We start from the raw sequence: 12,450 nt of genomic DNA on the forward strand, positions 1-12,450 counted from the left end.
CCGATGTTATACTTTCACCAATCGGATTACGGCGCCTCCGTTGACTCTTAACGGCAAGTGCAGCGAATCGGCATTCGTTACGACATCCGTACGAATCGTAATATCGGTAGAATGCTTAAAGCGGTAATGATCCAGATTGCCAAATACTTCTTCGTAGATTTCGGCCTTATACGAGGCATTTTCATCCAGGAAGCGAAGCTCTACATGGGCTGTTCTTCCTCCGGCAGCACAAATCGCACCGACGTACCAATCTTCACCGCTGCGTCTAGCCATGGTGACATAACGTCCGGGATATCCTTCAAGCAGCAAGGTTTGGTCCCAAGCAGCAGGTACTTGTGACAGGAATGGCTTGCCTCCGCTTTCCTGATAGGCCTCGACGGAATCGGCAAAGTTTTGCACTGCAGATTCAAAGATGACGGATAAAGCCAATTGATGACAATGTCCGGTCCGGGTTAGTCTCGACAAGGTTACAGGCGTATAATCCATGGAGCCTACGACATTTCGGGTGAAGGGGACCGTACAGTTATGAACCGCATTCGGCCCTTCGTTCAGATCATTCTTCCAATATTCCGCACCGAAGATGCCTTCCCGCGTCATGACATGCGGCCAGCGCCTCTGCTCCCCGGATGGTTTCGTGGATCCGTGGTAGTTAATCATCAAACGGTGGTCCATGGCAGCCTTCGCTATCATATCGTAGACCTGGATTCTCTCTTGGGAGTCGCTGTCAAAAAAGTCGACTTTAATTCCCTTGACTCCCCAACTGGCCCATAACTCCAGCTTGCTGCGGCATTCCTCTTCTTCCTTAATTCGCTTGTAGTGCGTCCATAACCATATGCCCACTCCTTTGGACTCGGCATATTTGACCAGCTCAGGCACATTGGTCGTGCTTTCTTCCCGGTCCCATCCGCCATCGACAAGCGAATATTCCCAGCCCATTTCTGCTGCAAAATCCACGAACTGGATCTGCTTCTGGTGATCCTTGCACGATTGGCTGTCGGAATGCCAGGACCAAGCGGAGCGTCCCGGACGAATCCATGACAGATCCTCGATTTCGGAGGAGGGGTTCAGATGAAAAACCAGATTGGATTCAACAATCGCCGAAAGCCCGGTCCCAATGATTGCAGTCCTCCATGGCGTTGCCAACGGTGCTTTCGTTACATTAGGTCCCGGCTGGTCCGGGGCAAATGCAAGCTCTAATGTACGCGCTTTCAATTTACTCACCTTCACATGCGAAGCACAATAGCTTCCATATACGGCAGCCTCCGTAAGGAGCATCCAGGCCGCATTCCCAATCTGAAACAGCATCGGGAAGGCATAGTCGGACTCGTCCATCGTCTCCAGCATGCCAAGATCGTAGGTCCGTTCGTAGCACTCCATCCATTTCTGCGCCCAGACATTGACTAACGGCTCCTGTGGAAGAACGAAGGCGGTAGGTTCTGACAGAATCTTCACTTCTTCGCTTCCGGGCAGCTGATAGCGAAAAGCGATACCGTCATTGTAGGCACGACATACGATTTGAAGCTCATGTCCCATTTTGTTGAAGAACAGTGTGAGCTCATTAGCATGATTCACATACCGGCTGGTTTTCCCGTGGGGAAGCGTATACTGATCGTTGATAATTGCCGATACTTTCCGGCTGAAGGACAGCTCCCCGGTGAAGTCCACATCCTGCGTAACAAGACCTAGCGGAGAGCGGTCCAGAATGACGCTGTGTTCATGGATCACATGATAGTACAGCGCTCCCTGCTCGGTCATCTCGATGTGAAAGTGAATGTTGGCGTCTGGTGAACTAAGCACCCAGCTTTGCTTGGTTATACTTTCGATTGATTGTTTCATTATTGAGCCCACTCTCCTTTAGAAATAAATCCATCTTTTCTTTTAAACCAAAGGGATGCAGCATTAACCATTAGTCTCATCCTATGTCAAATGATGCAATGGTTCAATGCTACAAACTCACTTGTTTTTGTCCCAGACTAACGTTTTCTGCAGGACTTTTGAGCCTGCCCCTTTTCTTCCAGCGGACAGCGACCAGAATCCCGCGGATGGCTTCATCTAGAATCATGGCGGCATAGATGCCCGTAATCCCCCAGCCCAAAGCTATGCCGAAGTAATAGGAGCAGGCGGCGGCAACGAGCCACATGGAGGCCATATTCGTCGCTGCGGTAAATCTTGTATCCCCCACCGCATTAAGCGAGAATGCAAACGCTTGGTTGACCATCTTCAGCGGCTGAAGCAGGACATTCACCCCCAGCAAGGGAACTGCAATCTTCAGCACTTCAACATCCGATGTAAACCAGCCAAGAGCAGTCCGACCGGCGAGCCACAGGACCAAGGAGGTCATCACTACGTAGGCAAGCCCCGACCATAATGCCGTATAAGCGCTCCGATAGCATGCTTCGAAGCTGCGTGCACCATACAAATGACCGACGCGGATTTGCGAAGCCATGGCCACCGACATCCCGACGAGCCAGGGCAGCGATTGAATGGTGTTCATATACGTAAACGAAGCTAGGCTGGCGGCACCCATGGAAGCCACCATGGCAAAAATTATGGCTTGGGAATAGTTCCAGGACGCTGCATTAATAGACATCGGCCAGCCGATTCGCCATACTTCCTTCACAAGCGCCTTGTCGAACCCTTTCCAATCGCTTTTTACAAACCCGGGTTGAAATGCCTTGAACATTACGGCAAGGCTGCAGATGAGCGCAGCGGTACGGCTGACGACGGTAGATATCGAGACTCCAAGAATCCCCCATTCCGGAAAACCGAAGGCACCGTAAATAAAAGCATAATTCAAGACCAGATGAATAACGTTCATCCCCATCACGATAAGCATTGGCGCCCTTGTATTTCCCGTATTTCGAACGATAGCCGAAGATGCCGCATACAAGGAAAGGACGATCGTATTCGACCCTACGATGCTTAGGTAAGTGCCTGCCAGCGGAAGCACCTGCTCCGGCGCTTGCATGAACCCCAGGAGCCAGTCAGCATAGTAAAATATAAACAAGCTTAAGACAGCTCCGACTGCGAGATTGGCTTTTATCGTAATGGCCGCCGTTCGCCGGGCATGCTCCGCCTTCCCCGCCCCCAGCTTTTGAGCGATGACGATGCCGGCTCCGGAATTGATCAGCATAAACATGACGCTGGTCGCATTCAGGACCTGGTTGGACAAGCCGACAGCCGAAGATGCGTAATCCGAGATATGACTGACCATTAAGGTATCCACACTGCCCATTAAAAATTGAAGAAGCATTTCGATCGCAATAGGCCAGGCCAAAGCCCATAACGACCACTTTTTCTTATCTGTCATCCCTCGACTCCCCTTTCGCTGCCCGTCGATCAATCTAAGAACCCGCTTGATCCGCATGGGCTCCATGCTGCAAACCACTACAGTATAATGAGGCACGTTTCGTTATCCTATAGCGAGAATTCACGAGTTTTTGTCGAAAACTCGGCAATTCCATGCCGCTTTCCTACAGCAGCGCAACATTCGTGTATAATAGAAAAGCATAATGATTCGGCATGGCATGATTATTTCAAAGGAGTGATATCGAATGATTTACCGCAATTTTGGCAGCACGGGCTGGCAGGTGTCCGCAGTTGGCCTTGGTACTTGGAATATTGGCAATCAATGGGGAGACGTAGACGACGCTACCGCATATGCAACCATTCGCACTTCCATAGACCATGGAGTGAACCTGTTCGATACTGCAGAATCCTACGGTATTCCCAACGGGCTATCCGAGCAGCGGCTTGGCAAAGCATTGGGCGGGGACCGGCATAAGTCTTATGTCGTCTCCAAAATAGGACATTTCGGCAAGCGCACGGGACAAGGGGTTCCGCTGACGACCCCGGATATGATCCGTCTTTGCGCCCATGCCTCCTTGCACCGGTTGAGAACGGATTGGATCGATGTCATGCTCTGTCATGTCGGGGATATTCAGGACCCTTCCGTGTTTCTGGAAGGCTTTGAACTCTTGAAGCAGAACGGGGAAATCAGAGAATACGGAATATCTACCAATAGCCTGGAGGTACTGCAAAGATTCAACGTCAATGGAACCTGCCGCGTTGTAGAAACCGATTATTCTTTACTGAACCGGGAGCCGGAGAAAGAGTTCCTCCCTTATTGTGAAGAGCACGAAATCGCGGTGCTTGTTCGCGGGCCATTGGCGATGGGATTGCTGTCCGGGAATTATACCGAGGATTCCGTCTTCACGGATAGCGTACGGAGCTCGTGGAATGAAGGCGAGGCGGGACGCAAGCAATTCGTGGAACGAATCCGCAAGGTAAATGAAATCCGCAGCGTTCTGGATAAGGACGAAGATATGGCCGAGGCCGCCTTGCGGTTTGTGATCTCTCGACCGTCCGTTGTTGCTATACCGGGTGCCAAGTCGCCGCAGCAGGCAAGCCTTAACGCCATGGTAGGCCAACGCTTGTTCACACAGGAACAGATGAACAGATTCAGATAAGGAAAGCGCCCTTTGCATCTTCCTTCGCAATGATGATATAATTGGTAAATGCTGATGATTAGCCTCAGCTGATAAGCAAGGAAGTATGTTATTTTCAAAAAAATATCCAACCCTTGCCCGATTTCGGTCAAGGGTTTTTGTTTCCTTCGGGAAAAAGTTCTGGTGGGGGTCACAACGGATGTCTAAAGGTAACCATTCTTCAATTATTGCGGCCTGGATCAGCCTGGTGAGCAACGTCGCCCTGACACTGCTCAAAATTATTGTCGGGCTCTTGACCAATAGTCAGGTGCTCCTGGCCGACGGGATTCACAACGCAGGCGATGTCATCGCTACTGCCGCTTCCCTCACATCCATGAACATTTCGAAACGGCCTGCGGACGAGGATCACCCTTACGGTCACGGCAAAGCGGAGGTGCTAAGCTCCGCCTTCGTATCCATCATTTTGGCTATCGCCGCCTTATACATTGCTTATGAAGCGGTGATGGCCTTCTTCGAGGAGCCGCGGCCGGCCAGCTATATTGCCCTTATAGCGGCCGTAATCTCCCTGGTCTGGAAGCAGCTGCTCTATGCCTACACCATCCGGATAGGAAAAAAGGTGAACAGCAAAGGCTTGATCGCTACGGCCTATGATCATCTTGCGGACGTTTATGCCTCCATCGCGGCGGTTGCCGGTATCGGGCTGGCGCTGATCGGGGAAGCCTATGACATTCATTATCTCGCCTACGGCGATCCGTTGGCGGGGATTATCGTCTCCGTACTGGTGCTGAAGCTTGCCTATCACATGGGCCTGGAATCGTTCAACATCTTGATGGAGAAGGCGGTGGATCAGGAGCAGCTGGATGAGTACATTGCGTTGATCTGGTCCGTTCCCGAGGTGAAGCGCATCGATCGCATTCGTGCGAGGGAGCACGGGCACTATATCTTGGTCGATGTCCGGCTCAGTATCCCGGGCGAAATGACCATCCAGCAAGGACACGATATCTCGCGGCAAATCAAGCAGGTGATTATGAGCAAGCATCCTGATGTGGATGAGGTGCTGATTCATATCAATCCATGGTATGCTTCCTGAAAAAGGAAAAGAAGCTATCCTCAGAGTCTTCCTGAGGATAGCTTCTTTCTGTTGAAAAACCTGAAAAGCTGGAAAATAGGCATGGTACCCCGGTGGGGTATCCCCTTCCAGCCGCTGTTGTTCTCGGGAAAAATTGATTTAAACGCAAGATAGAGGTTTTTTCCCGGGAGGCGGACGCTATCGCTCCTACAGGGAATACCCCACCTATCACCTTTCGCATTTTTACATAAGATAGGGCTTTTCAACATGGAAGCCATCCGCGGAGTCCTTCCGAGGATGGCTTCTTTTTTCGCGAGAAGCGCTTTTTACCAGAATTGCACCGTATGCCCTTTTAACCGGCTCAATCCTTCCACATAGAAATAATCGCCGTAAATAAGAGGAACATCCATATTTTTTTGCTCCGGATAATGGCTTGTGCCGTGAAGGATCAAGCCTTCTTCCTTCTCGTTATCCCAAGCTCCGTAATTGGTATATAAGGATTCAAGGATCGCTTCTCCTGCTTTGAAGTAGGAAGAGCCTTCAAGCGGTGAGACCAGATCCGCCAGCAGGAGCAGTCCGCAAGCCGCACAAGCTCCCGCCGAGGAATCGCGGTACTTCGCTATGCCCTCCGGCAGACGGAAATCCCATAAAGGCACATGGTCCTCGGGAAGCTGGGAAATAAAATAATGCGCCACCTGCTTCGCTGCATTCAGGTACTTCTCTTCGCCCGTATGCTGATAGCTTAAGGCCATGCCGTACAATGCCCACGCCGTGCCGCGGGACCACCCGGATTCAGGCGCAAAGCCCTGCCCTCCCAGCGCCTCAATGCGTTCGCCTGTGTGCTCATCGAATCTAACGATATGGTATACCGAGCCGTCCGGACGGATGAAATGCTTCAGAACCGTATCCGCATGCTCCTGGGCCAGGTGCTTGTACCTTGGATCACCGCTGACTTCGGATGCCCAGTACAGGAGCGGCAAGTTCATCATGCAATCGATAATGACCCAGCCTGCATTGTTATCCCCTTCCCGCCAAGGGTTCCAAGCGCGGATAAAATTGCCTTTCACATTGAAGCGTGCCGCAAGCAAATTGGCTGCTAATAATGCGCGGCGCTTGGAATTCTCCTCCTGAAGCAGCTTATAGCGCGCAACGCTGGTCAAAGTCCACATAAAGCCGATATCGTGATCCAGCTTATAATAATCGGTAATCACCTGATCCAATTGATCCTCGCATTGCTCAGCGATCGTTTTAAACTGCTCATTCTTCGTGTCGCGGTAGAGCAGCCACAGCAAGCCCGGCCAAAAACCCGCCGTCCACCAATAAGCCGGCTCCAATACATAGGTTCCATTCACGCTGGCATGAGGAAATTGAGCCCCGATTCTCCGGCTTGTTCTGCCTACCTTGTCAACAGCAGCCTGCCAGGCTTCCTCTACCCAAGGACCTTTCACAATAACGGTCATCTCTAGTCCTCCTATAATGATAAAAGTTCGAATTCAAATTGTACCGAGCTCTGCTGCTTCGGCTGAAGAAGCTTGAAGTCGATGGCGTACACCTTGCGTATCTCGCCAAAATGATCCGTGTACTCCAACTCCTCGATTGACGGCTGAGCGGCAGCCGCGTCATATCCGACATGAAGACGAGCCTGATTCCCTTGAATATACAGATGGCTGCCGTCCATAACGGGTTCGATCATTGTGATAAACCTTTCTACAATCTCCTCAGGCATCTCCTTAAACTCATAGGAATCTTCCAGCACCAGCCTAGGCTGTTCGGTCTTATGCCAAGTGAGTCTGCGAATCAGGCTTTGGAGCCCCGGCTCATCATACGCGCCGGATAAGTCCATTGTCAGCTGTTCTCTGTCGACACCTGACACAGCCTGCAGATCAGAGGCGCGGTGCTCCGCTCCCGGCTCCTGCATCCGACCGTTAATGATCGGAACCGAATGGCCAAGAGAGCTGTTGCACAAATACGAGTAACGATCAGGTCCAAAATATTGCTTCGTATACATGCCGCAGCCAAGGTCGGCTAGGAACGTTTCCCCTTGCGAATGAATAATAAAATGTCCTATATCGTTATGATTATGAGGCTCATCGTTATGTCCGCCCTTGGCCGCAAAGCTGAATGAGCCATGCTCATTCACATATCTCGAGACCAGCCACTGTGCATCCTGTAAATAATAGGACGCGTTCCCCCATGGTTCGCCGGCAACCGCCTTGTCCTCACGAAACCATAGCAGATTGCGCAGCGCGGTCGGCCAGCGGTTACAGTGGTCCTCCGTATAGCTGGTGCGTAGCGATAATTCCGGAATTTCCACATCCGGATAAATCCGGTTTAAATAATGGGTCAACCCCATATGAATTCTCGCTTGAGGCATCGAATCCGAGAAATTGACGACGGAGGTTCCGCTTAGGAAGCATTTTTGCTGGAACAAGGCGATCCTGTGAATCTTCTCATCCGAGAACAAATGCATCGCTCCGGCCGTTCTTTTCTTCAACAAATCGGCGAAAAACACAAAATAGCCGAAGCCGTAGTACCAGTAGCCGTAGCCTTCCGTCGTGGCTCCGTCCTCCTTGAACCCCTGCATATAGGAATCCATCGTCTGCAGTACCCGTTCCAAAATCAGAGACAGGTCTTCATGATCCTTCATTAAATGAAGGGCCGCTGAACCGACAGACCCGGCGCAGACCGCCGCCCAGTTATGGGTCGCCTTCTCCCAATGAAACGGTCCTTGATGAATATATGGCCAAAAAATACGCCTATATACCTCATGAACGATGCGGTTGCGAAGCAGCCGCGGCAATCTGTGCTCCGTCAGCTTCAGTATCTCGCTAAGAGCAAATCCGGTTTCAGCGGAAAATAGATCAATGACATGTGCGTTCCCCTGGAAGTCTGTCAACGGTTGGTGCAAGGAATAGGCGCTTTCCCCTGTCGTTTCGGGCGTATTGCCCACATGGGCAGGCAAGCACCACGTATACTCATTGCATATAGACCAAATCGTTTCTTCCAGAGCTTGTTGGTAATCGGAGCGCTCCGGCTCGAGCAGCGACATGATGGCGAATGTGTTCAGTCTTTTTCTAACCTCAAAATAGACCTGCTCATATTCCAGTCTCGTGCCGCTCTCCGTAAAAATGCGAAACAGCTGGTACGACCGTTGAGGCTCCTGCTGCTCCAGCAGCTTCTCGGCTTCATCGCGGACCTCATCCAGCATAGGCTGGTAGATCCCGGATGCTCGGACCCGGCTCCACCAAGAAGCCTGTTCTTCATCACAAAACAACAGAGAAGATGTCTCTGACGATTGATTGTCCAGTACTTGTTTGATCTCATTACGGTTCATCGGGCGCCTCCGCAGTATTAGATTACTGTCTCTATCATACTACCGATTCGCCATACATAATGAAATTATTTTGACTAATTCAGGATGATTTTTGACCTCTATATTCCATAGGGGTGACACCGACGGAATTTTTAAATATTTTAATAAAATAGCTCTGATTGTCGTAGCCCAGCATCTCGCAGATTTTGCCCACCGGATGGTTCGTTTGATCCAGAAGCTCCTTGGCGCGGTTCATCTTCATACGCGTGACGTATTCGATGAAGGTCTCCCCCGTTTCCTTCTTAAACAACCGGCTGAAATAGCTGCTGTTCAAAAACAGATGGTCGGCCACCTCCTCCAGGCTGATCCGTTTGTCCAAATGAAGCGAGACGTAATGACAGGCCTGAACGACCTCCGATCTTTTACGCTGGTCACCGATGTCGACTGCGAGGGCAATCACGGATTGAAAATGCTCCACCAGCCACTGCTCCAGCTCAAACAGCGAGTCGATCTCCAGTATTTCTTTATGAAGCACATCGACTTCATACGTCGATCGAAAGTACTGCAGGGATTGAAGCTTCAGCTTCAGATCCAGCAGCAGCTTCAGCACCCAGTCCTTTACCTTCTCCGGTTCAAAGGCATGCTCCTTTAAAAATTCCATCCAATGCTTGACCGTCGGAACGATCATATCCGTATTTTTCTCAAGAATCATCTCCTTGAGCTCCGTGCTGGCTTGATCATACCAGGAGAACAGATCGATATTGCCCTGAGACAGCGTTTTTTTCTTGGCAATGCTGCCTTCTTCCATATAAAACCGCTGGACGGAGCTGGACCTGAGCTGAATTAGCGCCGCCTTGATCTCCTCCGGGCTATGACTGATATCGCCAATGATGAATGACATCGATATTTTCAAAAATTTGCGCAGCGCATCCTGAATCCCTTTCATTCTTATCGCCGCTTCATCGAACGGATTGACCTTCAATGTGGATTGGAACGGGAACAAGAAGAACGATTCCCTTGTCCCGTAGGCAAAATGGACGGCAGGCTGCGTCTCCCTCCCGCTCACTTCATCGATCACATTATCAATGGCAAACCGCAAAATATCGTCGGACATAAACCTCTGTTTGGCCGTACGGTACGCGTCAATATAGCCTATAATCGGCAGGCAGGCCATTCCCTTCAAGGAAAGCTCCAACGAACGGGCCTCTTCAAGCCAATCCTGGGGATCAAGAATCGGCTGCTGCAGGGTGCGCCGTATGAACTTTTCCTTCAGCAGCTCCTTGTTACGGTCTACCATATGTTGCAGCTGATGCTGATGCGTTTGTACCCGCTCCTCTTGATCGAGACTGGTTTTGAACTGCTGCAGCAGCTTCTCGAGGTCGGCAGGGTCCAGTGTATCCTTCAGTACATAATCCTGTACATTGAGCTTAACCGCCTGCTGGGCATAATAAAATTCATCATGGCAGGATAAAATAGCGACGCGGAGGTTGGGCTTGCGCTCCTTCAGCTTTCCGATCAATTCCAGACCGTTCATCTTAGGCATCCCGATGTCCGTAATCAAAATATCCGGCATTTCCTGCTCCGCCTGCTCCAAGGCCACCGCCCCATTCTCATAACAGCCCTGAAGCTTGAGACCAAACTCATCCCAAGCTATGGTCTCTGATAAAAATTCCAATACAGGGTAATCGTCATCCACAAGCATGACTTTGTACATTACTCTTTCGCCTCCAAGCTTGGAATGAACATCGTGATTCGGGTCCCTTTCCCCGGTTCGCTTTCCATCTTCATTTCAAACGCTTCGCCATACGTGATGCGCATACGTTCATAGACATTGGATAAGCCGATACTAGAAAAGCCCTTGTGCTTCTCCATTTCCATATGCCCTTGTTCCTTCGTTTGTCTGATTCTTTGCTGAAGCCTGTTCAATGTCATGGTGTCCATCCCCGCTCCGTTATCCTCTACATACACGATAAGCGTAGCATCCTCCATCCAGGCTTTTACTTTAATGATGCCGCCGGATTGGCTCAAGCCATGAATCAATGCATTCTCGATCAGCGGCTGAAGAAAAAATCTCGGCACCTTCTCCAGCAATGCGTTAGCGGATATATCCGTCTGGAGCAGCACCTTCTCCTTCTGGCGCATATTCATGAGCTGGGTATAATCCATAACGATTTCAACCTCTTCATGCAGGGAGATGAGTCCCTTATCCTGATTGATCGTCATCCGAAGCAGCTTGGACAAGGAACCGATCATCTCCGCACTTTCCTTATCCCCCTTGAACATCACCTTCATCCGAATCGAGTTCAGTACGTTGAACAGAAAATGCGGGTTGATCTGCGCCTGCAGCATGTCCAGCTCCGCTTTGCGCTTACGCGCCTGGGTATCAGAGATCTCTTCTATCATTTCATTGATTCTGTCCAGCATCTGGTCGAATAAATAGCCCAACCTTCCGATCTCGTCTCCTCCGCGAATTTGGGAACGGACATCCAGGTTCCCCTTTTGCACGCTTAGAGCCACCTTCCCTAAACCGACTAGAGGCTTGGTGAACGTTCTCAGCAGATATAGAAGCAGAAGCAAGAAAACGACAAATGAAATCAGCTGAAGCGTCAGCACATTGGTAAAGATGGATTTGATCTTATCGATGGCCGACTTATAAGGAGTCAGAGACACCAGCTTCCATCCCGTGAATAAGGGCTCCTGGGTTAGTAAGTAATCCTCCTTATCCCCGTTTACTATGTGGGAGGTGATTTGCTTGCTTGTCTGGTTATTCATTGGAAAAGGGAACGGTTTGCCGATTTGGTTCACATCGTTGTGGGATATGATCACATTGTTGGCGTCAACAATCATAAATTCCTGGCTATCCGACAGCTTTTCAAAGTTTTGCTTCATCTGATTTTCCATGATGGTCACGATCACATAACCGTAGATTTGAAATCCTTCCTTCTGCCGTAATGTCCTTACGACCGACAGCTGATAAGGATTGGTTTCTTTCTCCGAAATAAATACGGTCGGGGATGCGCCTACCCAATACGAATTAAAGCCGTAAAGCTTATCCAGCTGAGAAAACCAAGGCTCTTTCGTCATATCAATTGGATTATAGTCATATACGGAATAACTTGAGTAATAAGCCCCGTTGGACAATATAATGGTGACGTAGCAATGTTCCCCGCCAATAGTAATGTTATCGATCGCATTTCTGATTTTGCTTTGGTCATTGAACTCCTCATATTCCGCATTAGGCCCGGTATACGAGATTCCGCTTGCTTTGCGCTTCATGATGGAGCTCAATTCCGAGTCATTCTGGATCATGTTCGCTACATTGAGCATGTATTTGAGCGAGTTGGTCACATAATTGTTAACCAGCTGCATCGATTCCTGCGAGTTGGAGATGGCCTGCTGCTTCACCGCATCCTGCGTTACATAATTGTATAGGATGAGAGAAAAGCAGCCGGGAATCAGGATGCAGATGATCGAGGTGAACATCAGCTTATAACGAAACGAGCGGGATGAAAACCATTGACGTATCTTTTTTCTCATATCGCAGTCACCCGCTCTTTCTTGAAGTCTACTCTACGCAATCTTATGTACAACGAACAAAAGAAGAGGTAGGCTTGGAGCCA

At 50.0% G+C, this 12,450-nt stretch carries 8 protein-coding genes; 2 read left to right on the forward strand and 6 right to left on the reverse strand.

All coding sequences use genetic code 11. The features are described from left to right. Positions 1 to 6 precede the first annotated feature (6 nt). Together ABEA66_RS33380 and ABEA66_RS33385 are read right to left on the reverse strand one after the other, a co-directional pair. Entirely contained in the window at positions 7 to 1,836 is a 1,830-nt protein-coding gene (locus ABEA66_RS33380; RefSeq protein ID WP_345594430.1) for a glycoside hydrolase family 97 protein, read from the reverse strand. 109 nt (positions 1,837 to 1,945) lie between these two features. Further along, positions 1,946 to 3,310 (reverse strand): MATE family efflux transporter, encoded by a 1,365-nt coding sequence (locus ABEA66_RS33385; RefSeq protein WP_345594431.1) that lies wholly within the window; start codon positions 3,308 to 3,310, stop codon positions 1,946 to 1,948. 244 nt (positions 3,311 to 3,554) lie between these two features. Between ABEA66_RS33385 and ABEA66_RS33390 the strand changes: the two genes are divergently transcribed. Both ABEA66_RS33390 and ABEA66_RS33395 read left to right on the forward strand, forming a co-directional pair. After that, entirely contained in the window at positions 3,555 to 4,469 is a 915-nt protein-coding gene (locus ABEA66_RS33390; protein ID WP_345594433.1) for an aldo/keto reductase, read from the forward strand. A 178-nt stretch (positions 4,470 to 4,647) separates the two neighbouring features. Next, on the forward strand, positions 4,648 to 5,538 hold the full coding sequence (locus ABEA66_RS33395) for a cation diffusion facilitator family transporter (protein WP_345594436.1): 891 nt from the start codon (positions 4,648 to 4,650) through the stop codon (positions 5,536 to 5,538). A 305-nt stretch (positions 5,539 to 5,843) separates the two neighbouring features. On the opposite strand, the gene ABEA66_RS33400 is transcribed toward ABEA66_RS33395, so the two are convergent. From ABEA66_RS33400 to ABEA66_RS33415, 4 genes are all read right to left on the reverse strand, one after another. Further along, positions 5,844 to 6,977, reverse strand: a complete 1,134-nt coding sequence (locus ABEA66_RS33400; RefSeq protein WP_345594438.1) for a glycoside hydrolase family 88 protein — start codon at positions 6,975 to 6,977, stop codon at positions 5,844 to 5,846. 11 nt (positions 6,978 to 6,988) lie between these two features. Continuing rightward, the gene (locus ABEA66_RS33405; protein WP_345594440.1) at positions 6,989 to 8,851 is read right to left on the reverse strand and encodes a heparinase II/III family protein; all 1,863 of its coding nucleotides are present in this window, start codon (positions 8,849 to 8,851) and stop codon (positions 6,989 to 6,991) included. Between the two features lie 79 nt (positions 8,852 to 8,930). Next, positions 8,931 to 10,544, reverse strand: a complete 1,614-nt coding sequence (locus ABEA66_RS33410; protein WP_345594442.1) for a response regulator transcription factor — start codon at positions 10,542 to 10,544, stop codon at positions 8,931 to 8,933. Further along, the gene (locus ABEA66_RS33415) at positions 10,544 to 12,367 is read right to left on the reverse strand and encodes a cache domain-containing sensor histidine kinase (protein WP_345594444.1); all 1,824 of its coding nucleotides are present in this window, start codon (positions 12,365 to 12,367) and stop codon (positions 10,544 to 10,546) included. The genes ABEA66_RS33410 and ABEA66_RS33415 overlap by 1 nt, the downstream gene beginning before the upstream one ends. Between the last annotated feature and the right edge of the window lie 83 nt (positions 12,368 to 12,450).

This window comes from Paenibacillus vulneris (assembly GCF_039543185.1).
GTDB classification, from domain to species: Bacteria; Bacillota; Bacilli; order Paenibacillales; family NBRC-103111; genus Paenibacillus_S; species Paenibacillus_S vulneris.